This is a genomic window from Paenibacillus sp. TY11 (assembly GCF_059772165.1).
Genome location: NZ_JCBAIQ010000001.1, coordinates 431,297 through 455,922, shown reverse-complemented (window position 1 = coordinate 455,922; position 24,626 = coordinate 431,297). Strand labels below are relative to the sequence as shown.

The following is a 24,626-nucleotide window of genomic DNA, read 5'->3' as shown; positions in this document are numbered from 1 at the left end:
ATGTTTCACGTGAAACATTCACTTTTTTTATGGCTTATAGACTCTTTACATAGCAGACTCCTAGCTAAAATGCGCCCTTGTTTACATTGGAAAGGAAGATGGCTAGATAGTTATCGAAGAGGATGCACAATTTATTCTCCGATCCTTCCGAAAAGCTGGTAGAGACGATAGGATTATGGCTGGAAAAGTGATAGAATAGAGATAATCGTTTTAATGTAGGTTGACTGCTTCCCGTACCCATGAATTCAGATATACATATAGGGGAGTGGGACAACAAATGTCAGGGGAGTACGTGGAGTGTACCCGCTTACGGCGCTGTTTCATCATAAAAGGGTCTACGATCCGCGTAAGGAACTGTTTTTCACGAAGCGCTGTTAGTATGGTGCTATTATGAAATTAGGTGGTATTATACGGAATGAAAGAACAATTTTCCAAGCTATTTGGTTTGACGGAGCGATCCACTGGGGACGAAATAAAACAAATTCCAGTTCGGGATATTGTCAGCAGTCCTTATCAGCCCCGTACCATATTTGACGACGAGAAGATTGATGAGCTATGCCAGACCATTAAGACGCATGGTGTAATTCAACCGATTGTCGTTCGTTTCCGTAATGGACAATATGAAATTATAGCAGGGGAACGTCGTTGGAGAGCTGTCACCAAACTGGGTATGGACACGATTCCAGCCATTGTTCGTGAGTTTAATGATTCACAAGCTGCATCCATCGCGTTGATTGAGAATCTTCAACGGGAAGGGCTAACTGCGATTGAAGAGGCTGTAGCTTACCAAAAGCTGATTGATCTGCATCAACTTACTCAGGAAAGCCTCGCTCAGCGACTTGGCAAAAGCCAATCCACTATTGCTAACAAGATACGGTTGCTTCATCTGCCGGAGAGAGTGAAAGAGGCTCTAATGGAACGGAAGGTGTCCGAGCGTCATGCTCGTGCGTTATTGTCATTAGAGACTGAGGAACTACAGTACAAGGTTTTAGATGAAGTCATTGCTAAGGAACTCAATGTAAAGCAGACAGAGGCACGAGTTGCCTTTTATAAACAAGTATCCACGATTAAGAAATCGAAGCGGATTTCCTTTACCAAGGATGTCCGGCTTGCGCTGAATACGATTCGTCAATCCATTGATATGGTGTCTGGCTCAGGCTTGGATATCAAAACCAAGGAATCTGATCATGAGGATCACTATGAGATTGTCATTCAAATTCCCAAACGTAAGTAAGGGATGAAGCGTACAGGCGGCAGTAATTGCCGCTTTTTCTGTCTAACGCCAAATAAAACCGCAGCATACTCGCATTCTATTCTGAAATTGCCGTTATCCGTAAGTTAAGGACTAAGTAACGTCTCCATAGAGCATTTTGCAATCATGGAATGTAGCAGGATTCCGATTAAATTATGAGGTGAATGAAGTGTCAAAAATAATAGCCGTAGCCAATCAAAAGGGCGGAGTAGGCAAAACAACTACTTCCGTGAATTTGGGCGCCGGACTTGCTTCCCTCGGCAAAAGGGTATTGCTCGTGGATATCGACCCGCAAGGTAATACAACCAGCGGTGTGGGTATCAATAAGGCGGATGTGGCAAATTGTATTTATGATGTACTCATTAACGAGGTTGATCCTAGCGAAGCGATTGTCAGTACACAGATTGAGGGATTGGATATTATTCCGGCAACCATTCAGTTAGCAGGCGCGGAAATTGAGCTGGTACCGACCATTTCTCGTGAATTGAGATTAAAAAGATCGCTTCAACTCGTCAAGCATAATTATGATTATATATTAATTGATTGCCCTCCATCGCTGGGTATTTTGACGCTTAATTCATTGACGGCTTCCGATTCAGTCATTATTCCGATCCAGTGTGAATATTACGCGTTGGAAGGATTAAGTCAATTGTTGAATACTGTGCGATTAGTACAGAAGCATCTAAACACCTCACTGCAAATTGAAGGTGTGTTGTTAACCATGTTTGATGCCCGTACGAACTTGGGTATTCAGGTGATTGAAGAAGTGAAAAAGTATTTTCAAAGCAAGGTTTATCAGACGATTATTCCACGCAATGTGAGACTCAGCGAAGCACCATCACATGGCCAGTCCATTATTACGTATGATCCCCGTTCTCGTGGGGCAGAGGTATATATTGAGTTGGCAAAGGAAGTGGTATCTTATGAGTAAACGGTTGGGAAAAGGACTGGATGCACTCATTCCCTCCCTTACGGTCAATGAAGAGGACAAGGTTGTTGACATTCCGCTCAGCCAGTTGCGTGCAAACCCGTACCAGCCTCGAAAAACATTTGATGAAGAGTCCATTAAGGAATTAGCCGAATCCATTCGTCAGCACGGTGTTATCCAACCTATTATTGCACGTAGTGTATTGAGAGGATATGAGATTATAGCCGGAGAAAGGCGGTTTCGGGCATCTCAATTTTGTGGGAATCCGACCATACCTGTGGTTGTTCGCAATTTCACTGATCAGCAGGTGATGGAAATTGCCCTGATTGAGAATTTGCAGCGTGAAAATTTGAATGCGATGGAAGTGGCAGTAGCTTATCAGGGGTTAATGGATCAATTTTCTTTAACTCAGGAAGAGTTGTCCATGAAAGTGGGAAAATCACGTTCTCATATTGCAAATTTTCTTCGCTTGCTCGCATTACCTGAGGAAGTTAAGGATCATGTTTCACGTGGAACATTATCAATGGGACACGCTAGAGCAATTGTTGGGCTCAAAGATCCAGACATGGTGAAGCAGTTAGCACAGCAATGTATTGAACAGCAGTGGAGTGTTCGCGAACTGGAGGAAGCTGTACAGCAGTTGGATCATAAGCCTGGTGAAACGAAAGCCAAAACGAAGGTACGAAAAAAGGACCCCTATATTGACCATATGGAAGAGTCCCTGCGTGAGCGTTTTAAAACAACTGTGAAGATTAAGCACAATAAGGATAAAGGCAAAATCGAATTGAATTATTACAGCCAGCAGGATTTGGAAAGATTACTGGAGCTATTACAGTAGTCTGTAAAAATATGGACATGTCTCCTTGAGCGAAATGGGAAGTGAGATATGTCTTTGCTTTGTCTGGAATTGCAGGAATTAGAATGGTTTTGATGGATAAACTAATAGCCTTGTGTTATTTGTTTCGCTGTTCTCAAACGTATAAAATAAAAGGTATGCATTAACATGATTTTTGAGGTAGAGGAGTAGAAGCAAGCATATGGCTGAATTGAATGGACTAATCATGGAACAGCTTGCCGGAATCGTTGCAGGGATCGTGCTTATTTTGCTCATCCTGTTGATTGTTATTATCGTGCAGGGTGCAAAGCTGAAGAAGATGCGGCGAAAGTATGAAACCATGATGGCAGGCAGCGGTGTCGAGAATTTGGAAACGCTGCTGATTGATTTAAAGGTACAGATGGATACGATTGAGGATGAGCAGGAAACCCATCGTGCTAGTATGAAATCACTACGTAACAAACTGACTGGCTTGAAGGGACATATAGGCATCAAACGCTATAATGCCTTTGGTGAGAGAGGGAGCGATTTAAGCTTCTCTCTGGCTATTGTAGACGACAATCAGGACGGCATGGTATTAACCGGCATTTATAACCGGGATGGCTCATATGTGTATGCCAAGCCTCTGGAAGCGGGACAATCCACCTATTCCTTATCACCTGAAGAAAAAGAAGCCATTACTCTTGCGCAGCAAGCAGGACAGAACGGTAATGCCACTCCTTAATCGCGGAGTATAAGCTACCAGCAATGATATCTGATAATTTCATTACCAAATTTAGTCTCGTATTTTGCAACACGAAGTATTCCATGAAGCCGCCGACGTTAACGATACCAGTCAAATGGATATCGCCGACCGGCGGTAATTCTTTATTTACACCCGCTCCAGGCTTGAGAGGACCATCTGAAACCTGGATGCATCCAACACTGGAGGTTTGTCCAAGACATGCATCTATGCCAATGATATAAGGCTGTTCATACCGGGCATATATGCCGTTCAGCGTCGTTTGCAGGTTCATGGCATGTACAGGCTCCTCTAATGTTCCATACAGGTTAAACAGAGGGCTTTTATAGCGTGACAAATGGGTACCTACGAGCGGACCGAGGCAATCTCCAGTAGAACGGTCGGTGCCGATGCAAATAATGACGATATTTTGCAGACTCGGCGCCTGGTGCAGATGGAACAGCAAACGATGGATGATGGCTGATTGGATCCCGGGGTCGGTGTGTGATATTTTTAAGCTTAGGGGTTCTTGCCCCGGAATGAAGTCAGATGGATGAGTCATGGAATCTTCCTTTCGCTCTGTAATGGAGTGTGGAGGTTGCACTCGCTTTATAGACCGTTATGCTGTTATGACAGCATGGATCTAAGGATGTAAACCAGCTGTATCAGCTACCTTGGACAATAACAATTAGCCTGCGGGTAACATTTATTCTCAAGATAGTAGCTAGTATATGGATAAACTTGTGCTTTTATACTCGGGGGAAGTAGATTATTCATAGCCATATGTTTGAAGTCAGTAGATAAGCTTATATAGTAGGAAATAGAATTTGGGAAGCAGGAAGAGTAGTTCCCTTGTTTAAGGAGGAGTACAGCATGACCTTTATGCATTGGCTGGAGGGCGATTCAGGCACAGAAGAGGTAGTGAAAGGTGCTATTCACTTGAAGGATGCCGCATGGAAATTCATTACAGATGGTGAAATGTGGTCGGCCTTTTTGTTTGTGATTTTGAAAATCGCAATTATTTTCATCATTACACGTATCTTTATCCGAGTTATTAATAAAATTATAGATAAGTCGATGCAACAAAAGGGAGATAACGGCAGGTTCCGATTGAATACAAGGCGGTTAACGACTGTTGGAGAACTGCTAAAAAATGTAACAAACATTGTATTCAATTTCATCTTGATCATGCTGGTGCTGTCTCAAATGGGCATTAATCTTGGTCCTCTGATTGCCGGAGCTGGAGTGCTTGGACTGGCTGTTGGTTTTGGGGCACAGAGTTTGGTTAAGGATGTAATTACCGGATTCTTTATTATTTTTGAGGATCAATTTGCCGTAGGAGACGTCATTCAGACAGGTACTTTCAAGGGTACGGTAGAAATGATCGGGCTGCGTACAACCAGACTGGTGAGCTGGAAAGGTGAGGTGTACATTTTACCGAACGGCTCAATTACGACGGTAACGAACTTCTCCATGTCTAACGCGTTGGCGGTAGTGGATGTGCCGATGAAGGCTGAGCGTAGCCTGGAGGAAGCAGTCGGCTTGGTAAAACAGGCAATCCAAGGCATTGAAGAGTCCAATGTACAGATACTAAATATACCGGATGTGCTAGGGGTTCAGTCCATGACTACATCAGAGTATATTGTGCGTGTTGTGGCAGAATGTATGCCGAATACAGGGGCCGTGGTAGAGCGTGATATTCAGAATAACATCAAGAAGGCTCTAGAGGATGAGGAACATCGTCAGGCCGCGTTGGAGACGGCGATAACCCTTGAAAAAGAAGATGAGCAAGGAAGAAAAGGGGGGGAGAAGGGTGGAGCGTAAGTCATTTGAACTGGGGGACATTGTGCAGATGAAGAAGCCTCATCCCTGTGGAACGAATGAGATGGAAATTATCCGCATGGGGATGGATATTCGAATCAAATGTGTCGGTTGCCAGCATAGTGTGCTAATTCCGCGTGCCAAGTTCGAAAAGAATATGAAGAAGGTGCTGCGCTCAAAGGCCGACGCCGACGAGCAGAACACGGAGACGAATTGAGCCGAGAAAAATGAATGGTGATGGACAAGAATCAGCTTGCGTCGGAGTTGCAATGATGATATAATTATCCTTGCTGCGGAAAGGTACCCAAGAGGTCTAAGGGGGCTGACTCGAAATCAGTTAGGCGTCGCAAGGCGTGCGTGGGTTCGACTCCCACTCTTTCCGCCACTAACTTCATTTAATAAATAAACCAATCTCTTACGTCTATGGATGTAGGAGATTTTTTGGTATATGGAAATAAACGATCATAAGACTATGATAAAGTGAACCTCTTGTGGATATGGGACGACCATGAGAGAGAAGAGGTAACCCCTTTATTTAACGATATTGAAGAAATGATCAAGAATCTATTGGGGGATGAGTAAGGCGTTACAGCAAAAGAATGCTCCTGACAGCGGAGAAATAATTGCCGTTAGGAGCATTCTTTTGTTATAGCTGGTTAGGCGGGTAATGATAGCGTTTTGTTTTTTTTGAGCCAGAGATCATCAGAAGGATCGCTGCAATCAAATGAAGAGCCCAGCCTACAAAGGGTATCCAGGCTAGCAAGGAAGTGAGCACTCCCCATACAGAGCCGTAGATCGCTTCCTGATTGCGTAACGACAGGATAAGTGTTACTGCATGCAGGACAAGCATAAATCCCAGAGCTGAGTAGCCGGTCCCCATGACAATAGCTCCCCCCACAATCGGTACGGCAAGCACCAATTCGAATATACCTGATATCCACTTTAATATTCGAGAATAGCTCATCTTTAAACCTCCGTAGATAGTAGGTCTTTGTACTTGGATATATTCTAGCAGAAGGAGCTGAATTAATCTGCATTTTACCAGTATATGCAAAAAGTCCGATAATGCAACAAAGGAGGACCACAAAGGTCCTCCATCGTAGGCGATACATTTTTAACAGGATACGATCTGTCCAATCACATCATGAAACTCGGTGTACTGACAAGCAATACCAGTGTTGAAAAGACAGTGTCCTTTTACACAAACCTAACGCTTCTAATGCCTTGAATGGATCTCCTAACAGTTTGTCCGGCTACGTAATCCAACGGAACCACACCTCTCTGTTGTATCGCCTAATCATAATATGGCCAGGATTCCGAAGAAATATACATTAGTGGACGCGAGCTTTCGTTTTTTTCTTCCACTTGCGGTTATGGTTGGTGGTCTCCGGAAAAGTTTCGCCTCTTTCCAACGTTACTTGCTGCGGGTTTTGAATTTCAGTATGGAAGCTCTTTTCTCCGACCTCCATATATACGCCGTCGTTCGGGGCCTTATCTCCTGGTTCGAACTCAGTCTTTTCACCCATGATTGTGCCTCCTTAGATAAATGAATTTGGACTGCAACGGTTATTGTGCGCTGTCTTGGACAGAAACATGCGAAATCGGGCATACAGATAGTAAGTGAATCAAATTATTTCCTTTATATATGCGAAATTTTTGATATGCTATAAAATTGTATAGAAGCTAATGATATGAAGTGTATTTAGCCGATTTAGTCTTGTGCATTGAATTTGTAGGTTGCATTCAGTTGTTCGATTTGGTAAACTGTTTTAGTGCGAGTTTAGGCTCGTTCCTTGCTCTCAACTGAGATTGAGGGCCTTATGTCCATAAGGAGGTGTAAAGAATGCGCAAATATGAAGCGATGTATATTATTCGTCCTGACATTGAACAAGAAGCTGTTCAAGCGACAGTCGATAAATTCCAAGGTATCATCTCTAACGGCGGTGGCGAAATTACGAGTCACGATGTAACTAAACGCCGTCTTGCGTATGAGATCAAGAAATTCCGTGATGGTTCTTTCGTTCTGGTAAACTTCACAGCAGAACCTGCTGTTGTTACTGAGCTTGAACGTATCATGAAAATTTCTGACGAAGTAATTCGTTATCTCATTACGAACGACGTAGCTTAATTATTGTACGTGATTTACGTAATGAACAACGCTCAAAGGAGGGGATTGGATTGTTGAACCGTGTCATTCTGATCGGTCGTTTGACCAAAGATCCAGAACTGCGCTATACACCGTCTGGTGTAGCAGTAACCCAGTTCACCCTGGCTGTAGACCGTCCGTTTACGAGTCAAGGCGGCGAACGGGAAGCGGATTTCTTGCCGATCGTAACCTGGCGTCAGCTTGCTGAAACATGCGCTAACTATCTTCGTAAAGGTCGTTTGACGGCTGTTGAAGGCCGTGTTCAGGTGCGTAATTATGAGAACAACGAAGGAAAACGTGTATACGTGACCGAAATTGTTGCTGATAATGTGCGTTTCTTGGAATCTAACCGCGATAGCGGCAACGGTGGCGGCAATAGCGGTGGAGGTATGCGTGAAGAGTCTCCTTTCGGAGGCGGTAACAGCAATAGTGGACGTGGGAATAATAACTCGCGAAACAATCAGGATCCTTTTTCCGATGACGGAAAACCGATCGATATTTCGGATGATGATCTACCATTTTAATTGGGAAAGGACTGACAAAGAATGGGCTTCAGACAAAGAGAAGGCGGAGACGATAACAAAAGACCAGCTCGTCGTGGTGGTCGCAACAAACGTCGTAAAGTATGTTTCTTCACTGTGAACAAAATTACTCACATTGACTATAAAGATACAGACCTGCTTAAAAAATTCATCAGCGAACGTGGAAAAATTCTTCCTCGTCGTGTGACTGGAACAAGCGCGAAATATCAACGTATGTTGACAATCGCTGTTAAACGTTCCCGTCAAATCGCATTGCTTCCTTACACTACTGAATAGTAGTGAGTGGAAAGAAGAGATGTTCCCGATCCCGGGGACATCTTTTTTTATGATTTTTTATATTGACAACAAGTTCCATCTATTGTAACTTACTAATAATACAATCCATGTTTACCCATAAAGCATAGTTCACCTTTTAGTGGCTTTGAAATTGCAAGCTCCCCAACTCGCCAGAGTAAACATTTCGGTCATCCGAAATGTTATTTAATATTACATGAAAACCTGGTTTTTGTCGTTTTCCACAAATAAAATTCATAAACTTTACATAAATAGATATTTTGCATTTTTATATTACATAAAAAAAGATATTGACGTGATATTATTTTACACTTAAGATAAACCTTAATAAAAATGTAATGGTTGTCAGCGCAAAAAATTGACCAAAGGTCTAAAACACGTTTTTACGCTATCATTGGTAACAGTAAGGAGGATGTGCAAACTTCATTTTCAAACCTCAAGCTTTAATGAATCACCGCAGGAATGAGACAGGCTGTTAAATAAAGAACCGACTAAGGGGGATTAACAGGATGGTGCAGACGAAGAAATGGGTTTCTTTGCTTATGGTGCTTACGATCGTTGGTGTTCTGTTTGCAGGATGTAGCGGAGGTGCTAATGAGGCACAGCCACAGCAAGGCAATGCGGGCAATAAAACAGAGGGAAATGAAGGGACTGCACCAGTTACGGAGGGCGTTATTAAAGCAACTGATCTGACGCAAAATCCTCCGGGAGCGACGAATCGGAAAGATAACATTGTAGTAGGTATGACATCACCTAAAGGGGTATTTAACCCGCTATTCTGGCAAACGACTTACGATTTATATGTAGTCAGAACAGTATTTGACTCCTTCTTACAGGTGAAGGCGGATGGTACATATGAAAATAGTTTGGCTGACAAGGTTGATGTATCGCCGGATGGTCTAAAATATACATTCCATTTGAAACCAGGCGTGAAGTATAGTGACGGCACGCCAGTAACAGTGAAGGATTACGCCTTTGTTCTCAAGGTACTGCATGATCCGAATTATGATGGAGAAACGGATGTTTTATCTTTTAAAATTAAAGGCGGTAAAGAATATCACGATGGTAAAGCAAATGATATCCCTGGTATCAAGGTCATTGATGATAACACGGTAGAGGTAACGGTTACAGAAGCAACAGCTTACACAAAAGATTTTCTGGGTGAGCAATACTTCATGCCAGAAGCTTATTACGGAAAAGGTTTCAAAAAGGGTAACCTGGACAGCATCAAGGCGCTTAATAATAAGCCAATCGGCTCCGGGCAGTATGTGCTGAAGAGCTTCTCCCCGGGTCAACAAGTCGTATTTGAAGCGAATCCAAACTACTTCAAAGGCGCACCAAAGGTGAAATCGGTTATTTTCAAAACAACGACAGAAGAAACTAACCTGTCTATGCTGCAAACAGGTGAAACGGATATAGACAATGTTACAGTTACTGAAGATAACGTAGAGGAATTGAAGTCTCTGGGCTTCCTGGACGTGAATATTATGCCGACGAACGGCTATGGATATATTGCGTTTAATCACAAAGAAAAGAAATTTAAGGACCCTAAAGTACGTCAAGCTCTAACGATTGGCTTGAACCGCAAGGAGATTGTGCAGGGCGTGTATGGTCCATATGCGAATGTCATTAACATTCCACAGTCTACAGAAGCTTGGTCTTATACGGATGAAGGCATCAATAAATACGAATTTGATACAGCTAAGGCGAAGGCTTTACTGGATGAGGCAGGCTGGAAGGTTGGCGCTGACGGAATTCGCGAAAAGGACGGCGAAAAGCTGACCATTAACTTCTCTGCGACTGCTGACAACCCAGTAGTAGAGGCCTTGCTACCGATCATGTCCAATAACTACAAGGAACTGGGCATCAAGCTGACGTCCGAAACCTTGGATTTCAATGCCATTATGGATAAAAAGGATACGGGCAAGTTTGATATGTTCTTTGCGGCTTGGGGCTTGACTCCAGATCCAGATACAACGACTTATATTACGAATGGTGCGCAAAATGATATCGGCTACTCTAATAAAAAGGTCGATGAGTTGACGCTTGCTGGCAAGCATGAACTGGATCAAGAGAAACGCAAACTGATTTACAAACAGCTCTATCAAGAGCTGAACAAAGATCTGCCAGCCATCTTTATGTATCAGCGCAGGGATATGTGGCCAGTTAATGGACGTGTAACCGGCTTAGAAATTACACCATACAAAGATTTTGAGTTCACTCTGCATAACGCTCAGATCGCTCAATAAGGGTTGCCAATCGTATGCTCAGCTCTCACGAGCTGGGCATATCACTTTATTCGTCTGGAGGAATGAATATGAAGCAGTACATTATTCGAAGACTGCTGCAGCTCATCCCCACACTTATTGGCATATCCATTATCGTATTTGCGATTTCAGCCATGGTGCCGGGTGATTATATTACAGCCAAGCAGAACCCGAATATGACCGCCGAAAAGGCGCAGCAGCTACGACATATCTACGGGCTGGATAAACCGGAGTACCAACGCTATTTTATATGGGCCGGTAATATGTTAAAGGGAAATATGGGGGATTCATTGCAGCATAAGCAGCCAGTAACGAAAGTCATTGGCAATTATGTATGGAACTCTTTTATTATCGCTTTTTTTAGTCTTATTTTTAGCTGGCTGATTGCCGTTATTGCCGGGGTATTTTCAGCCAAGTTTCAATATTCGTTATTCGATAAGTTTGTCACGTTATTCATTTTCTTATGTATGTCGCTGCCTTCATTTTTTATTGGTCTTCTGGTCATCAAAATATTTGCCCTTGAATGGGGGATCCTTCCAGTTGGGGGTATGACCACAGCAGGAATGGAGCCAGGCTCGTGGGCTTATATGGTGGATGTTTTCAAGCATATGTTCCTGCCGACACTCGTACTTACGATGCTGAGCACAGGGAGCCTGACTAGGTATTTCCGTACAGGCATGTTGGAGGTCATTCGTCAGGATTATATTCGTACCGCGCGCGCTAAAGGCTTGAAGGAACGGACGGTTATTTTCAAGCACGCACTGCGCAATGCACTGATTCCAGCAATCACACTGCTCGGCTTCGAGCTTCCGGCCTTATTTGGTGGGGCGATGATTCTGGAGAAGGTATTTGTGTGGCCGGGTGTGGGTCAGGTCTATCTGGAGTCGATTAGTATGCGGGATTATCCGTTTATGTTGGGCTTCACGATTTTCTTAGCGGTTCTTACGCTCATCGGCAATTTGCTCTCTGATGTATTGTATGGCATGGCAGATCCAAGAATTCGCTTGAAGTAGGAGGGATACTATTGTCCGCAGAAACAGTCACGATTGAAACGAATCAAAAGGCGGCGATCCGTCCTGAAGCGTCTCCATGGAGAATCGCCGTTCGCCGTTTTAACCAAAACCGTCTGGCTTTGGCTGGTCTCGTTATATTAATTCTGATGGTTATCATTTGTATATTTGGACCGATGATTTCACCTTATCATTTAGACGATTACAAGCTATCTGACAAAAATTTATCGCCTAATGCTAAGTACTGGCTCGGCACAGATAAATTTGGTAGAGATATTTTGCTGCGTACGATGCTGGCCGGCCGTATTTCTTTGACGGTGGGGCTGGTCGCCACGTTTATTTCGGTCATGATCGGAGCGACGTTGGGTGCGCTGGCAGGTTTTTATCGTAAAGGCGTGGATACGGTTATTATGCGGATTGCCGATATTTTCATGGCGCTGCCTACATTACCGCTGCTTATTATTTTAGGTGCTGTTCTGTCGGATTTGAAGGTCGATCCGTCGAATCGCATTTATTTTCTGATGCTCATTATCGGGGTCCTGAGCTGGACGAGCTTGTCCCGTCTGGTCAGGGGGCAGATTCTTACGCTGCGTGAACAGGAGTTCATGCAGGCGACGGAAGCGCTAGGCTTGAGAGACCGCCGCAAAATATTTCGACATTTGCTACCGAACACGATTCCTACCATTATTGTTACGGCTACGCTTGGAGTGGCTGGTGCGATTATTACAGAATCTGCGCTCAGTTACCTGGGAATCGGCGTTGTGCCGCCCACACCTTCGTGGGGGAACATGATATCGGCTGCGAATAACCTAATCGACTTCCGCAAACGGCCTTGGATATGGGTCCCGCCGGGAATGTGTATTCTAATTACAGTTGTAGCGATTAACCTGATTGGTGACGGTTTGCGTGACGCGCTGGACCCTAAAATGAAGAAGTAGGAGACGAACGTTTATGGAAAATGCTTTGATTGAATTTCGTAACCTGAAAACCCACTTTCATACCTCTAACGGAACTGTCAAAGCGGTCAATGACGTCAGTTTTAAAATTCGTGAGGGTGAAACGCTCTGTGTGGTAGGAGAATCTGGCTGCGGTAAGAGTGTAACAGCGATGACGATGATGCGGTTGATTGATTCTCCCCACACCTCAGACGGACAAATCTGGTTCGAGGGCAAAGACCTCCTAAAACTCAATAAAGGCCAAATGCAGCAAATTCGCGGCAATGACATCTCGATTATTTTTCAAGAGCCGATGTCTTCTCTGAATCCAGTGCTTACGATTGGGGAACAGATCACGGAGCCGTTGCTGATGCATACATTAATGAGTAAAAAAGAAGCACGTGCTCGGGCAATTGAACTGATTAATTTGGTGGGTATTTCGCGGTCAGAGGAAATATTTCATTCCTATCCTCATGAATTGAGTGGCGGTATGCGCCAGCGGATCATGATTGCCATCGCATTAAGCTGTAATCCAAAGCTATTGATTGCCGATGAACCGACAACGGCACTGGATGTTACGATTCAGGCGCAGATTCTCGATTTGATGCGGGATTTGAAGGATAAGCTTAAAACGTCCATTATGCTGATTACGCACGACTTGGGTGTCGTGGCAGAAATGGCTGATTATGTGGTCGTTATGTATGCCGGGAACGTTATTGAAGAGGCTCCTGTCATTGAGCTGTTCAAAAATCCGCAACATCCATACACTCAAGGACTATTAAAGGCGAAACCCGTCATTAATCAGAAAATGGATCGACTGTATTCTATCCCAGGACAGGTTCCAAATCCGATTGAGCTGGGAGAAAATTGTCATTTTCATGATCGGTGCTCCCATTGTATGCAAATTTGCAAGGATCAGGCTCCTCCCTTGAATGAAAAGGAGAATGGTCATAAGGTTGCCTGCTGGCTATATGAGGAAGAAGGAGGGCAACGGATATGAGCGAGCCTTTGATTCAAGTGGAAGGGCTGAAAAAGTATTTCCCAATCACAGGCGGGATTTTTCAGCGTACTGTCGGACATGTGAAAGCAGTCGATGATGTCTCTTTTAACATTCATAAGGGTGAGTCCTTCGGTCTGGTAGGAGAATCGGGTTGCGGCAAAAGTACAATTGGACGTACGATTCTCAGATTAATGGATAAGACAGAGGGATCGGTACGATACAAAGGCGAAGACTTGCACGCGTTAAACAAGGAGCAGATTCGTGCGCTTCGTCCGAAGCTGCAAATCGTTTTTCAGGACCCCTTTAGTTCACTGAACCCGAGAATTAAGGTCGGTGAAGCCATTGGAGAGGCGTTGCTGGATCACGGGCTGATTGATCGTAGTGAGCTGCGGAAGAAGGTCAACGAAACGCTGGACATTTGCGGGCTGTCCTCGTATCACTATGATCGGTATCCGCATGAGTTCTCTGGCGGTCAGCGTCAGCGGATTGGGATTGCACGGGCTTTGATTTTGAATCCTGATTTTATTGTGGCTGACGAGCCAGTATCTGCTCTGGATGTGTCTATTCAGGCCCAGATCATTAACTTGTTAAGTGATTTGCAGCAGGAGCGCCAATTGACCTATCTGTTCATCTCGCATGATCTGAGTGTAGTCGAGCATTTGTGTAGCCGGATTGGTGTGATGTATCTGGGCTCAATGGTAGAGCTGGCCTCCAAGGAGGAGCTGTTCAGCAATCCGCTTCATCCGTACACAAAGGCGCTGCTATCAGCAGTACCGATTCCCGATCCGACGATCAAGAGACAGCGGATTGTGCTGAAAGGGGACATCCCGTCTCCGGCCAATCCACCTTCAGGCTGCAAGTTTCATACGCGCTGTCCTATGGCGGAAGCACGCTGTAAAACAGAAACTCCGGTATATCGAGATGCGGGTGACCAACATTTTGTAGCCTGTCATTTTGCCTAATCGCTATAATTAGGAAGCAAAATATCCGTCATCCTGAAAGCAGGGATTGGCGGATATTTTGCCGTGGAATAGAAAAGGTAAAAAAATTGTATCTTTTTTTCAAAAAGTTGCAGACAAAATGGATTTTTCATCGTCTAATAAAGTATGGAGGTTATTACGATGATGAAAAAACACTGGTTACGTTGGGCTATTGTCGTCCCGGTACTTATTATATTGATTTTTATTACACTTGGACCCCGCTTGTTGATAGGAAAGCCGAATGTGGATGCAGAGGCTGCGGTGCTGATGGACATGCATACGGGGGAATTGCTGATGGATGTGAACGGCGATACGCCTATGCCTTCCGCAAATATGTCCAAGCTCATGACTGAGCTATTGGTGCTGGAGGATATTCGGGCTGGACGGTTAGGCTGGAATGATGAGGTGCGAATTAGCCGTTACGCCAGTACGGTGGGCGGTGTAAATCTGTCTCTCCGGTATGGTGAAAGGATGACAGTATCCGAACTGTTCCAGAGTATGGTTGTGTATTCAGCGAATGATGCCGCTGTGGCGCTGGCGGAGCGCTCCGCAGGGAATGAATCAGCTTTTGTGAAGCGTATGAATGAAAAAGCTGCCCAAATTGGGTTGTCATCCGATAGTCGCTTTAGCAATGCCTCTGGGGCAGGACATAGTGAATTAGGGCCGAATCATCCTGAGGATATTCGGGGAGAAACGAAAATGACGGCAAGCGACACGGCAAAGTTGGCCTCCTACTTGATTACGTCACATCCGGAGATTTTGAGAACGTCCAGTCGTACACAGATGGAGTTGAAGGATAAGGGCATCTACATTAGTAATACGAACTGGATGCTGCCTTCCTTGGCTGGACCATACTCTTACGCGGGAACGGACGGACTGAAAGCAGGGTATACAAGCGATGCTGGATACTGCTTTACTGGCACAGCTGAGCAGCATGGCAGACGGTTAGTTGCTGTGGTGCTGGGTGCACCGAGCAAGGAAGAGCGTTTTGAGCAGACACGGAAGTTGTTCGATTATGGTTTTTCCCTGTCTACCTCTTTCCCGGTCCGACTGCAAAATTTGGTGAAACTGGCTCCGCATTAAGGCGAAAAATGACTTTGAAAGCTACATAGAATACGGATATAAACATGAATTGGGGCTTTGACCGTGAGGTCAAAGCCTTTTTGGCATGAATTCGCTGAATTTGAGGAACTGACTACGCCATGGCACTTTTGACAACAAGGTAGCAGACCTTTTATGCTTTGAGAGGAAGTTTCCGCTTCATGAGGGACTAATTCGGTTTAATGAAGAGATGGGATTTGTGAAGGAAAGAAGGAAGGAACCTGTTATGGAGAGAAGACATAAGAGAAGGACCAGTGGAAAGCCCAAAAAGAAAAAAAGGTTTACTGCTCTATATATTTCATGTATTGTCTTGTTTTTGATTGCAGTGGGAGGTTATCTGTTCCGCAAACAGCTGATGCTGGTGGCTTTTGACTGGTTTGTATCACCGACGTTGGAAAGCAAGCTGGAGAAGTCCTATCAGCCGCGACAATCCGGGGAACAGCAGCAAGAGACAGTGGCTTACCGTAAGGAACCTTTTTCGGTGTTGTTACTGGGTACGGATCAAAGGCCAAACGAAAAGGCGCGTGGTCGCTCGGATACGGTTATTTATGCTGCAGTACGGCCCGCAGAATCGCGTGTGCTCTTGGTTTCCATTCCAAGGGATACGTATGTACAGATTGCCGGACATGATCCGAATCGAAATGGTGAGGATGATTTTGATAAGTTGGGGCATGCTTATGCGTTCGGAGGCGAAGATATGTCCATGGCTACAGTAGAGAAGCTGATGGAGCATAAGGCCGATTATTATGCTACGATTAATTTCCAGGGTATTCAGGATGCCGTGAATGCAGTGGGTGGAGTTGTGCTTCCAATCGATAAGCCAATTGAGAATAAAAACCCGCTGCATATCAAGTTCCGTATTGAGGCGGGTAAGCCGCTTTATAATGGTGAAGAAGCCATGTATTATGTTAGATATCGGGAAGATAGCGACTTCAACCGTACAAAAAGGCAGCAGATTTTTTTGAACGCTATGGCGGATAAGCTGTTAAATATCAACGGAATTACCAAGATCCCGGAGCTGCTCGATATTATGGGAGCCAATTTCAAAACCGATATGGAACCTTCTTTTATTACTGGGCTTGGCAAGCAGGCTATTTCGCAGGGCAATCCACAAATATCAAGTTTTACGATTACAGGGGAAGGGTTCAAGAAGAAGGGCTTGTATTATGACCAGGCTAATGAACAGGAACTTGAATATGCCAGACTCATGATTGCGAACTGGCTAGATTCCGATACAACCCCGCAGACGCTGAGGCTTCCCGACAAGCAGGACATTCAGTGAGTAATCATTTGATTTACATTTGATTTTGAGGGGGATTCGTTTCTCATGAATATCGCTTTTTTCTTGCTTCCCAAACAGGAAGTTGCTTGTGTAACGGCGGATGCTACTTTACGGCAAACGTTGGAACGGATGGAGTATCACCGTTTTACAGCGGTTCCTATTTTGGATAAGGAAGGTAGATATACCGGTACGGTTACAGAGGGTGATCTGTTGTGGCATATGAAAGAGTCTGAGGGGAAAATCACCTTTGAAAACGCTTCTAAGTTTATGCTGAAGGACGTTCCACTGCGGGTTTCGATGAAGCCCGTGTCCATTGATGCGAATATGGAGGATTTAATTAATTTGGCTAAGGTGCAGAACTTTGTACCCGTTGTGGATGATATGGAACGGTTTATCGGCATTGTGCGCCGCAGCCAGATTATTGAGTATTGTGAAAAATTTGTGTCCAGGGAATCGCTTAATACTTCAGGCTAAGATAAGCAGCGTAACTGCTCTGAGAATCACTGTTGCCCTATGGGGCAACAGTGTTGACAAGGTCTTGTAATAAGCAGTAAAGCTGCTCTGAAAATAACTATTTACCCTACGGGGTAACAGTTATTTTCAGAATAGGATATGCTATAATGGAGAATAAAGCTTTTTCAGAGGGGTGTGACTCTTCATCATATGCCTAAAGAAATGGATGTAGTTAAACGGGCCAAGGTTATTGAATGGCTTAAAACAGAGGTGCTTGACCAAGTTTCCCGTCTGTTTAAAGCGATGTGGGAAGGTAGTACAGCCCGCATTGGTGATTGTTTGGCAAGCTTGGTGATGAGCAGTTATATTTTGGGGAGGCGTCTTGGAGTGTCTTACCGTGAATTGGATGATCTACTCATCGACAAGCTAAGAAAGCACAGAAAAGAAGGACACCAGCTGGAGGATTGGTATCAGGACATTTCCGCACTGGAAGAACATATGCGTAAGAGGTGAAAACGTTGAAATTCCGCTTGGCAACTGTAGCATGGAGCGTCATTTATTTGCTTCTGCTGCTGACTCTATTGACACCATTAAGAATCATTACCGTATTTTTGCTGATTGTGCCTGGCGCTGTATTGTTTTCATCGCTGCCTTTCAAAGGATTTCTGGTTCACGTCATACCGGTGCTGTTAATTATAGCGCTACTCGATGTGTATTCGCTGCTTCCTGCGATTTACTTTCTGATTCCTTCTATATTGATGGGACGGATATATAAAAAGGGAGGACCTGCTTTTCAGGCGTTGATGACCGGAATGGGCATTATTTTAGCCGAGTTGTTGGTTATTCTGTTTATTGCTACGTATTCCTTTGGGTTTGATCTTTCGCAGTACCTTCGTGATCAGGCTGCGATATCGGCAAATATAGTACAGCAAGTTTTGAATGCTAATCCGATGTTTTCGAACATGAATTGGACGGCGGAAGATACGCAGAGACTCGGTACGATGCTGATTGGTAAAGTTCCATATGTGCTAATCGTGACCTCGTTCTTACTGGCGGTGATCACGCATGCTTTGGCACGTCCGGCATTGAGCAGTCTCGATGTGCCGGTACGCAAAATGAAGCCTGCCCGCGAGTGGATGCTACCGCGCGCCCTGATCTGGTATTATCTGCTGGCTATTGTAATTGAATGGATAGCAGGGTCTTCCGATAGCAGCTGGATTCAAACGGTTTCCATTAGTATGCTGCCGCTGATCCATGCATGTTTTATTATCCAGACGATCGGTTTTGTATACTTTTGGACGCATAGCCGTAAAATGAGCCCGGTGATTGCGTTGCTGCTGTCGCTCGTCGTTCTGGTGTTCCAACCGCTCCGCATTATAGGTATTATTGATTTGGCCTTTCCGCTGCGTGAAGCTATTACAAGATCAAAGAAATAGGGTGAACAGTCATGCCTAAATTTCTACAAAAACGCTGGCACGGCTATCAGACTGTATGGGCGTTTTTGCTGCTGCTGGTGCTTGTCATATGTATTTCCATGTACAACTGGGAACTGGGTGTGATGGGACTGCTGCTGTCATTCTTGCTCGGCGGGCTGATGCTGAAGACGGAACTGGCTTTCCGTCGGGAACTGAATCAATATATCAGCGGTCTTTCCTTCCGGATCAAGCGGGTGGAAGGGGAAGCGATCAGTACATTGCCGTTCGGCATCATTTTATACAGTGAAAATCGAACGGTAGAATGGCACAATCGGTTTGCTGGAGAGATGTTCGAGGAGCAATCGTTAATTGGCGAGCCCCTTCAAGACTTATTTCCTCAACTGGCAGGTGCTCTAAGCGCCAAAAAGGAAACGAAAGAGCCTGCTCGTGAGCTGAAGGTGGAGCTACAGCATGATGAGCGTCATTATCAGTTTCTGATTGTGCCCGATGAGCGTCTGATATATTTGTATGAAGTAACGGAGTTGGCGGTGCTGCGCAAGCAGTATGAAAACGAGCGATTGGCGCTCGGGATCGTCATGCTCGATAATATGGATGAGGCTGCTCAGGGAATGGACGATCAGCAGCGCACCGCGCTTATTGCGAAGGTGTCAAGCGAGATTACATCTTGGGCTAATCAGTACAATATTTATTTGCGTCGATTATCTTCTGAGCGTTATCTCATTATGCTAAATCATAAAGCGCTTCAGGAGCTGGAGCAAAGTCGATTCGTCATTCTGGATACCGTAAGGGAAATGACGGCGGATTTGAAAGTACCGATGACACTGAGTATTGGCTTGTCCTTCGGCGCAGAGAGCATCAAGGAGCTGGGTGAGCTTGCTCAATCCAGTCTGGATATGGCGCTTGGACGTGGGGGCGATCAGGCAGCAGTGAAGGCGGGACAACGCCTGTCCTTTTACGGAGGCAAGTCCAATGCTGTCGAGAAGCGTACCAGGGTGCGTGCCCGAGTCATTGCACATGCGCTGCGTGATCTGATGCAGGAGAGCGACCGCGTGCTGATCATGGGACACAAAATACCGGACATGGATGCAGTGGGAGCGGCCATCGGCGTGTGGAAGGCTGCGGCACTTTACAATGTAGAGGCACATATCGTACTGGATAAATCCAATCCGTCTATTGACCGAATGATGGAGCAGGTAAACAAGGATGAGAAGTTGTCGCAAGCGCTCATGACGCCGGAGCAGTCGCTCCAGCTGATGACTGAGCACAGTCTGCTGGTTGTGGTGGATACGCACAAGGCCTCAATGACGATTGAGCCGCGTCTGGTGCAGACGGCCAGTCGGGTGGTGGTTGTGGACCACCATCGTCGGGGTGAGGAATTTATTAACGATTCCGTTCTGATCTATTTGGAACCATATGCGTCATCAGCCTGTGAGCTGGTGACCGAGCTGCTGCAATATATCCATGAGAAGGTCCAACTGACACCGCTGGAGGCAACATCACTGTTGGCAGGGATAACGGTGGATACCAAGCATTTTTCCCTGCATACAGGCTCGCGTACATTCGAGGCGGCCGGCTTTTTACGGCGTAGCGGGGCAGATACAGTCATGATCCAGCGCATGTTAAAAGAGGACCTGGATGAATATATTGCTAAGGCGGAAATTATTAAGCATGCTAAAATGATATATGGGCATATCGCAATTGCGGTGACCGAGCCCGGACAGAAGATACCGCAGCTCCTGATTGCTCAGGTGGCGGATTCATTACTCAATATGACGGATGTACTGGCCTCTTTTGTGGTCAGTGAACGTCCTGACGGCCTGGTGGGGATCAGCGCCCGTTCACTCGGACGCATGAACGTACAGGTCGTCATGGAACGGCTAGGCGGCGGAGGACATCTGACGAATGCAGCAGTTCAGCTGGATTGCCCGCTGGAGGAAGCCAAGCGCAGAGTGGTCGACGTGCTGGCCGAAATTGATGGGGAAGAGGGGTTATTTGAATGAAAGTGATATTCATTAAAGATATGAAGGGCCAAGGTAAGAAGGGGCAAATTAAGGAAGTGTCGGACGGTTATGCAGCGAATTTCCTGTTGCCGCGTGGTGTTGCCCGTCCAGCGACAGAAGGAAACATGAAGACGCTGGAGAATCAGAACGCTGCTGAGGAAAAGCGCAAGCAAGAGGAAAAGGAAGAAGCGCAAGCACTCGGCAAAAAGCTGGAGGAGACAACGGTTCAGCTCAAAGCGAAGGCTGGTGAGGGTGGACGGCTGTTCGGCGCGATTACAAGCAAGCAAATCGCAGAGGCTGTCGCTAAAACTGGCATCAAGCTGGACAAACGCAAAATCGAGCTGGAAGAACCGATTCGTACGTTGGGCGTGACTCAAATGACCGTCAAGCTTCATCCTGAGGTCAAAGCTACGCTGAAAGTACAGGTGACTGAAGAATAATTATGGGCGGCGAATTTTTTGATCGGATTCCTCCGCAAAATCTGGAGGCAGAACAGGCGGTTATCGGGTCTATTTTGCTCCAGTCTGAAGCACTGATTACCGCAATGGAGCGGGTGCAGACCGAGGACTTTTACGATAAGGCTCATCAGATGATTTACGAAGCAATGATTGAGCTGGGTGAATCCGGGCAGCCGATTGACTTGGTTACGCTGACCTCGAAAATTCAGGACAAGGGACAGCTAGAGGATATCGGCGGTGTCAGTTATCTGGCGAAGCTGGCTCACGGGGTGCCAACAGCGGCTAACGTGGATTACTATGCCCAGATCATTGAAGAAAAAGCGATGCTTCGTCGCTTGATTCGTGCAGCTACGCAGATTGTGAGCGAAGGCTATAGCAGTGGCGAGGATGTCGCCGGTATGCTGAGCGATGCTGAGCGCAAGATTATGGAGATATCCAACGGGCGCTCAGGTAGTGGTTTTATTGCCATCCGCGATGTCGTGATGGAAGTGTTCGACCGCGTCGAATTACTGCATCAGAACAAGGGCAATACGACCGGGATTCCGTCCGGATTTGTGGATTTGGACAAGATGACGGCGGGTTTCCAGCGCAATGACTTGATCATTGTGGCCGCCCGTCCATCTGTAGGTAAAACAGCGTTCGCTCTGAATATTGCGCAAAACGTTGCAGTTCGGGCAAAGGAGACAGTAGCCATCTTCAGTCTGGAGATGTCGGCGGCTCAGCTCGTGCAGCGGATGATCTGCGCCGAGGCTAATCTGGACGCGAACGTCATGCGGACAGGTGAATTTAAAGGCGACGACGATTGGGCGAAGCTGACGATGGGTATTGCTGCCTTGTCAGAGGCGGAAATCTATATCGATGATACGCCCGGCATCACTGTGGCTGATATCCGTGCCAAGTGTCGCCGTCTCAAGGCGGAAAAGGGACTGGGCATGATTGTAATTGACTACTTGCAGCTTATTCACGGACGAGGCAAAGCAGGCGAGAACCGGCAACAGGAGGTATCTGAAATTTCACGGACATTGAAGCAGATTGCTCGTGAGCTTGAAGTGCCTGTAATTGCCCTTTCCCAGCTGAGCCGGGGTGTGGAGCAGCGTCAAGACAAGCGGCCAATGATGAGTGACTTGCGGGAATCTGGTTCCATCGAGCAGGATGCTGACATCGTCGCGTTTTTGTACCGGGATGATTACTATAATCAGGAAACGGAAAAGAAAAATATTATTGAGATTATCATTGCCAAGCAGCGTAACGGCCCGGTCGGTACGGTAGAGTTGGTGTTTCTCAAAAATTATAATAAATTCGCTAATTACGAGCGTGCCCATTCGGATGCGTTCGCCGGTTAACAGATTAATATCATTGGAAAAGGCTCTTTCGACGCGGATCTCGCGATATCGAAAGGGTCTTTTTTATAGGATTCACATATTTTCATATACGGATTGAAACTCTCAATTACGAACAATACTATTTTCATGTGATATAATGTTCGCTTTTTATTTGACTTTGAAAAATGGTACTGTTACACTTATAGTGCTGCTTCAACGCAGTGGGGAGATCATTACGCCCGGGGCTTTCCGAACCTACGGAATGTCTGCGACGGACGTTTTTTCCTGCTGTTCGAGAACGCTCCATATCTGCATGCTCAGGCGGTTGAAGTCGGATATGCGTAGTGAGTCAGCTCAAAATCAGAGTGTCTGTGGGCACTCCACGGAGGAATGAAATATGTCAACTGTAGTCGTTGTGGGAACACAATGGGGAGACGAAGGCAAAGGTAAAATCACGGACTATCTAGCGGAAAGCGCTGAAGTAGTGGCCCGTTACCAAGGCGGAAACAATGCTGGTCATACGATTCTCATTGACGGTAAAAAGTACAAGCTGAGCCTGATTCCATCCGGCGTTTTTTATGAAGATAAAAAGTGTGTTATTGGCAACGGCATGGTAGTGAATCCGGCCGCTCTTATTGAAGAAATTACTTACATTCATGATAATGGCTTTTCTACGAAAAATCTGGTCATTAGTGACCGTGCACATGTGATTATGCCGTACCATATGACGCTGGATGTGCTGGAAGAAGACCGCAAAGGTCCTAATAAAATTGGTACTACACGTAAAGGGATCGGCCCTGCTTATATGGATAAAGCTGCACGTAACGGTATTCGTATTGCTGATTTGCTGGATGCAGAGGAATTCGAAAAGAAGCTGCGCCATCTAACGAAGGAAAAGAATCAAATGATTGAGCAAGTATACGGCGGCGAGCCACTGGATGTAGAAGAAATACTGAAACAGTATCTGGAGTATGCTGAATTTATCCGTCCTTATGTAGGGGATACATCTGTTGTGTTAAATGATGCGATTGACGCGAATCAAAAGGTACTGTTTGAGGGTGCGCAAGGCGTTATGCTCGATATCGACCAAGGTACGTATCCATACGTTACGTCCTCTAACCCGTCGGCTGGCGGCGTATGTATCGGTTCCGGTGTAGGCCCGTCCAAGATTCAACAAGTCATCGGTGTAGCTAAATCGTACACAACCCGTGTAGGTGATGGACCCTTCCCAACCGAGTTGAACGATGAAGTCGGCGATTACATTCGTGAAACAGGTCATGAGTACGGTACGGTTACAGGTCGTGCTCGTCGTGTTGGCTGGTTTGACAGCGTCGTTGTGCGTCATGCCCGTCGTGTCAGCGGACTAACAGGTCTTTCCCTGAACTCGCTGGACGTATTGACAGGCCTGAAAACGGTGAAAATTTGCACAGGTTACAAGTATCGCGGCGAGGTGATTACGCATTATCCGGCTAGCTTGAAAATGCTGGCGGAATGCGAAGCGGTATATGAAGAAATGCCGGGTTGGAGCGAAGACATCACTGGTGTGAAAACGCTGGAGGAACTGCCTGAGACTACACGCAATTACGTACAACGCGTGTCTGATCTGACAGGTATCCCAATCGCTATTTTCTCGGTTGGGCGTAATCGCGATCAAACGAATCAGGTGCTTCCGATTTATTTGTAGGACAAGAATGATATAGCTATTGATACATGTTCAAGGAGAGAGGCTGTTAGCAGCCTCTCTCTTTTTTTATTCTGTGAAGTGTTAAATGGTTACTCCCCCTTTACATAATCTTATCTTCCTTGTCGATTTGTGATAACAAACCCTCTCTATAATCCAAAT

The 24,626-nt window shown here is 45.6% G+C and carries 26 protein-coding genes and 1 tRNA gene; 24 read left to right on the top strand and 3 right to left on the bottom strand.

What is annotated here, in order from left to right:
- The first annotated feature begins 415 nt into the window (after nt 1-415).
- The 4 genes from noc to AC6EJC_RS01990 all read left to right on the top strand — a co-directional run bounded on the left by noc (nt 416) and on the right by AC6EJC_RS01990 (nt 3,739).
- A complete protein-coding gene (gene noc / locus AC6EJC_RS02005; RefSeq protein WP_025716015.1) occupies nt 416-1,234 on the top strand; it encodes a nucleoid occlusion protein in 819 nt (272 codons plus the stop codon).
- Nucleotides 1,235-1,421: 187 nt separating this feature from the next.
- Nucleotides 1,422-2,183, top strand: coding sequence for a ParA family protein (locus AC6EJC_RS02000; RefSeq protein WP_007433242.1), 762 nt, complete (start codon nt 1,422-1,424; stop codon nt 2,181-2,183).
- The gene (locus tag AC6EJC_RS01995; RefSeq protein ID WP_444952493.1) at nt 2,176-3,018 is read left to right on the top strand and encodes a ParB/RepB/Spo0J family partition protein; all 843 of its coding nucleotides are present in this window, start codon (nt 2,176-2,178) and stop codon (nt 3,016-3,018) included. The genes AC6EJC_RS02000 and AC6EJC_RS01995 overlap by 8 nt, the downstream gene beginning before the upstream one ends.
- Before the next feature lie 199 nt (nt 3,019-3,217).
- Nucleotides 3,218-3,739: a DUF4446 family protein gene (locus tag AC6EJC_RS01990; protein ID WP_444952492.1), complete on the top strand. Its 522-nt coding sequence runs from the start codon at nt 3,218-3,220 to the stop codon at nt 3,737-3,739.
- Here AC6EJC_RS01990 and yyaC read toward each other — a convergent pair.
- Nucleotides 3,693-4,298, bottom strand: coding sequence for a spore protease YyaC (gene yyaC, locus AC6EJC_RS01985; RefSeq protein ID WP_444952491.1), 606 nt, complete (start codon nt 4,296-4,298; stop codon nt 3,693-3,695). The genes AC6EJC_RS01990 and yyaC overlap by 47 nt on opposite strands.
- A 311-nt stretch (nt 4,299-4,609) precedes the next feature.
- On the opposite strand from yyaC, the gene AC6EJC_RS01980 reads away from it, so the two are divergent.
- The 3 genes from AC6EJC_RS01980 to AC6EJC_RS01970 all read left to right on the top strand — a co-directional run bounded on the left by AC6EJC_RS01980 (nt 4,610) and on the right by AC6EJC_RS01970 (nt 5,942).
- Nucleotides 4,610-5,560, top strand: a complete 951-nt coding sequence (locus AC6EJC_RS01980) for a mechanosensitive ion channel family protein (RefSeq protein ID WP_444952490.1) — start codon at nt 4,610-4,612, stop codon at nt 5,558-5,560.
- On the top strand, nt 5,550-5,774 hold the full coding sequence (locus AC6EJC_RS01975) for a DUF951 domain-containing protein (protein WP_444952489.1): 225 nt from the start codon (nt 5,550-5,552) through the stop codon (nt 5,772-5,774). Before AC6EJC_RS01980 ends, AC6EJC_RS01975 begins: the two co-directional genes overlap by 11 nt.
- Before the next feature lie 77 nt (nt 5,775-5,851).
- Nucleotides 5,852-5,942: transfer RNA gene (locus AC6EJC_RS01970), tRNA-Ser, on the top strand.
- A 261-nt stretch (nt 5,943-6,203) separates the two neighbouring features.
- On the opposite strand, the gene AC6EJC_RS01965 is transcribed toward AC6EJC_RS01970, so the two are convergent.
- Entirely contained in the window at nt 6,204-6,521 is a 318-nt protein-coding gene (locus AC6EJC_RS01965) for a hypothetical protein (RefSeq protein WP_013312804.1), read from the bottom strand.
- 367 nt (nt 6,522-6,888) lie between these two features.
- Nucleotides 6,889-7,083 (bottom strand): YjzC family protein, encoded by a 195-nt coding sequence (locus AC6EJC_RS01960; protein WP_025683698.1) that lies wholly within the window; start codon nt 7,081-7,083, stop codon nt 6,889-6,891.
- Between the two features lie 317 nt (nt 7,084-7,400).
- Here AC6EJC_RS01960 and rpsF point away from each other — a divergent pair, with 317 nt between their 5' ends.
- From rpsF to AC6EJC_RS01875, 17 genes are all read left to right on the top strand, one after another.
- Entirely contained in the window at nt 7,401-7,685 is a 285-nt protein-coding gene (gene rpsF, locus AC6EJC_RS01955) for a 30S ribosomal protein S6 (RefSeq protein ID WP_013312802.1), read from the top strand.
- Nucleotides 7,686-7,735: 50 nt separating this feature from the next.
- Nucleotides 7,736-8,227, top strand: coding sequence for a single-stranded DNA-binding protein (ssb, locus tag AC6EJC_RS01950; RefSeq protein ID WP_010346813.1), 492 nt, complete (start codon nt 7,736-7,738; stop codon nt 8,225-8,227).
- A 21-nt stretch (nt 8,228-8,248) separates the two neighbouring features.
- Nucleotides 8,249-8,521 (top strand): 30S ribosomal protein S18, encoded by a 273-nt coding sequence (gene rpsR / locus AC6EJC_RS01945; RefSeq protein WP_013312800.1) that lies wholly within the window; start codon nt 8,249-8,251, stop codon nt 8,519-8,521.
- Between the two features lie 527 nt (nt 8,522-9,048).
- Nucleotides 9,049-10,788 (top strand): ABC transporter substrate-binding protein, encoded by a 1,740-nt coding sequence (locus AC6EJC_RS01940; protein WP_444952488.1) that lies wholly within the window; start codon nt 9,049-9,051, stop codon nt 10,786-10,788.
- Nucleotides 10,789-10,856: 68 nt separating this feature from the next.
- Complete coding sequence (locus tag AC6EJC_RS01935) at nt 10,857-11,819, top strand: ABC transporter permease (RefSeq protein WP_444952487.1); 963 nt, start codon at nt 10,857-10,859, stop codon at nt 11,817-11,819.
- 11 nt (nt 11,820-11,830) lie between these two features.
- Nucleotides 11,831-12,754, top strand: coding sequence for an oligopeptide ABC transporter permease (opp4C, locus tag AC6EJC_RS01930; protein ID WP_444952486.1), 924 nt, complete (start codon nt 11,831-11,833; stop codon nt 12,752-12,754).
- 13 nt (nt 12,755-12,767) lie between these two features.
- Nucleotides 12,768-13,751 carry an ABC transporter ATP-binding protein gene (locus tag AC6EJC_RS01925; RefSeq protein WP_444952485.1) on the top strand — a complete coding sequence of 328 codons (984 nt, stop codon included), beginning with the start codon at nt 12,768-12,770 and terminating at the stop codon, nt 13,749-13,751.
- On the top strand, nt 13,748-14,713 hold the full coding sequence (locus tag AC6EJC_RS01920) for an ABC transporter ATP-binding protein (protein ID WP_444952484.1): 966 nt from the start codon (nt 13,748-13,750) through the stop codon (nt 14,711-14,713). Before AC6EJC_RS01925 ends, AC6EJC_RS01920 begins: the two co-directional genes overlap by 4 nt.
- Nucleotides 14,714-14,872: 159 nt before the next feature.
- On the top strand, nt 14,873-15,814 hold the full coding sequence (locus AC6EJC_RS01915) for a D-alanyl-D-alanine carboxypeptidase family protein (RefSeq protein WP_444952483.1): 942 nt from the start codon (nt 14,873-14,875) through the stop codon (nt 15,812-15,814).
- 244 nt (nt 15,815-16,058) lie between these two features.
- Entirely contained in the window at nt 16,059-17,114 is a 1,056-nt protein-coding gene (locus AC6EJC_RS01910) for an LCP family protein (protein ID WP_444952482.1), read from the top strand.
- A gap of 45 nt (nt 17,115-17,159) precedes the next feature.
- A complete protein-coding gene (locus tag AC6EJC_RS01905; RefSeq protein ID WP_444952481.1) occupies nt 17,160-17,588 on the top strand; it encodes a CBS domain-containing protein in 429 nt (142 codons plus the stop codon).
- 189 nt (nt 17,589-17,777) lie between these two features.
- Entirely contained in the window at nt 17,778-18,080 is a 303-nt protein-coding gene (locus AC6EJC_RS01900) for a MazG-like family protein (RefSeq protein ID WP_013312791.1), read from the top strand.
- A gap of 5 nt (nt 18,081-18,085) precedes the next feature.
- Nucleotides 18,086-19,003 carry a DUF2232 domain-containing protein gene (locus AC6EJC_RS01895; RefSeq protein WP_444952480.1) on the top strand — a complete coding sequence of 306 codons (918 nt, stop codon included), beginning with the start codon at nt 18,086-18,088 and terminating at the stop codon, nt 19,001-19,003.
- Between the two features lie 11 nt (nt 19,004-19,014).
- Nucleotides 19,015-21,003: a DHH family phosphoesterase gene (locus AC6EJC_RS01890; RefSeq protein ID WP_444952479.1), complete on the top strand. Its 1,989-nt coding sequence runs from the start codon at nt 19,015-19,017 to the stop codon at nt 21,001-21,003.
- On the top strand, nt 21,000-21,443 hold the full coding sequence (gene rplI, locus AC6EJC_RS01885; protein ID WP_013312788.1) for a 50S ribosomal protein L9: 444 nt from the start codon (nt 21,000-21,002) through the stop codon (nt 21,441-21,443). The genes AC6EJC_RS01890 and rplI overlap by 4 nt, the downstream gene beginning before the upstream one ends.
- 2 nt (nt 21,444-21,445) lie before the next feature.
- Nucleotides 21,446-22,804 carry a replicative DNA helicase gene (dnaB, locus tag AC6EJC_RS01880; RefSeq protein WP_013373892.1) on the top strand — a complete coding sequence of 453 codons (1,359 nt, stop codon included), beginning with the start codon at nt 21,446-21,448 and terminating at the stop codon, nt 22,802-22,804.
- Between the two features lie 376 nt (nt 22,805-23,180).
- Entirely contained in the window at nt 23,181-24,467 is a 1,287-nt protein-coding gene (locus AC6EJC_RS01875; protein WP_444952478.1) for an adenylosuccinate synthase, read from the top strand.
- Nucleotides 24,468-24,626 lie beyond the last annotated feature (159 nt).

What these genes read in the sequence shown, in the direction of transcription:
- noc (WP_025716015.1), top strand. Translation starts at nt 416, where the DNA reads ATGAAAGAACAATTTTCCAAGCTATTTGGTTTGACGGAGCGATCCACT.
- AC6EJC_RS01995 (WP_444952493.1), top strand. Translation starts at nt 2,176, where the DNA reads ATGAGTAAACGGTTGGGAAAAGGACTGGATGCACTCATTCCCTCCCTT.
- AC6EJC_RS01990 (WP_444952492.1), top strand. Translation starts at nt 3,218, where the DNA reads ATGGCTGAATTGAATGGACTAATCATGGAACAGCTTGCCGGAATCGTT.
- yyaC (WP_444952491.1), bottom strand. Translation starts at nt 4,298, where the DNA reads ATGACTCATCCATCTGACTTCATTCCGGGGCAAGAACCCCTAAGCTTA.
- AC6EJC_RS01980 (WP_444952490.1), top strand. Translation starts at nt 4,610, where the DNA reads ATGACCTTTATGCATTGGCTGGAGGGCGATTCAGGCACAGAAGAGGTA.
- AC6EJC_RS01965 (WP_013312804.1), bottom strand. Translation starts at nt 6,521, where the DNA reads ATGAGCTATTCTCGAATATTAAAGTGGATATCAGGTATATTCGAATTG.
- AC6EJC_RS01960 (WP_025683698.1), bottom strand. Translation starts at nt 7,083, where the DNA reads ATGGGTGAAAAGACTGAGTTCGAACCAGGAGATAAGGCCCCGAACGAC.
- rpsF (WP_013312802.1), top strand. Translation starts at nt 7,401, where the DNA reads ATGCGCAAATATGAAGCGATGTATATTATTCGTCCTGACATTGAACAA.
- rpsR (WP_013312800.1), top strand. Translation starts at nt 8,249, where the DNA reads ATGGGCTTCAGACAAAGAGAAGGCGGAGACGATAACAAAAGACCAGCT.
- AC6EJC_RS01940 (WP_444952488.1), top strand. Translation starts at nt 9,049, where the DNA reads ATGGTGCAGACGAAGAAATGGGTTTCTTTGCTTATGGTGCTTACGATC.
- AC6EJC_RS01935 (WP_444952487.1), top strand. Translation starts at nt 10,857, where the DNA reads ATGAAGCAGTACATTATTCGAAGACTGCTGCAGCTCATCCCCACACTT.
- AC6EJC_RS01925 (WP_444952485.1), top strand. Translation starts at nt 12,768, where the DNA reads ATGGAAAATGCTTTGATTGAATTTCGTAACCTGAAAACCCACTTTCAT.
- AC6EJC_RS01920 (WP_444952484.1), top strand. Translation starts at nt 13,748, where the DNA reads ATGAGCGAGCCTTTGATTCAAGTGGAAGGGCTGAAAAAGTATTTCCCA.
- AC6EJC_RS01915 (WP_444952483.1), top strand. Translation starts at nt 14,873, where the DNA reads ATGATGAAAAAACACTGGTTACGTTGGGCTATTGTCGTCCCGGTACTT.
- AC6EJC_RS01910 (WP_444952482.1), top strand. Translation starts at nt 16,059, where the DNA reads ATGGAGAGAAGACATAAGAGAAGGACCAGTGGAAAGCCCAAAAAGAAA.
- AC6EJC_RS01905 (WP_444952481.1), top strand. Translation starts at nt 17,160, where the DNA reads ATGAATATCGCTTTTTTCTTGCTTCCCAAACAGGAAGTTGCTTGTGTA.
- AC6EJC_RS01900 (WP_013312791.1), top strand. Translation starts at nt 17,778, where the DNA reads ATGCCTAAAGAAATGGATGTAGTTAAACGGGCCAAGGTTATTGAATGG.
- AC6EJC_RS01890 (WP_444952479.1), top strand. Translation starts at nt 19,015, where the DNA reads ATGCCTAAATTTCTACAAAAACGCTGGCACGGCTATCAGACTGTATGG.
- rplI (WP_013312788.1), top strand. Translation starts at nt 21,000, where the DNA reads ATGAAAGTGATATTCATTAAAGATATGAAGGGCCAAGGTAAGAAGGGG.
- dnaB (WP_013373892.1), top strand. Translation starts at nt 21,446, where the DNA reads ATGGGCGGCGAATTTTTTGATCGGATTCCTCCGCAAAATCTGGAGGCA.
- AC6EJC_RS01875 (WP_444952478.1), top strand. Translation starts at nt 23,181, where the DNA reads ATGTCAACTGTAGTCGTTGTGGGAACACAATGGGGAGACGAAGGCAAA.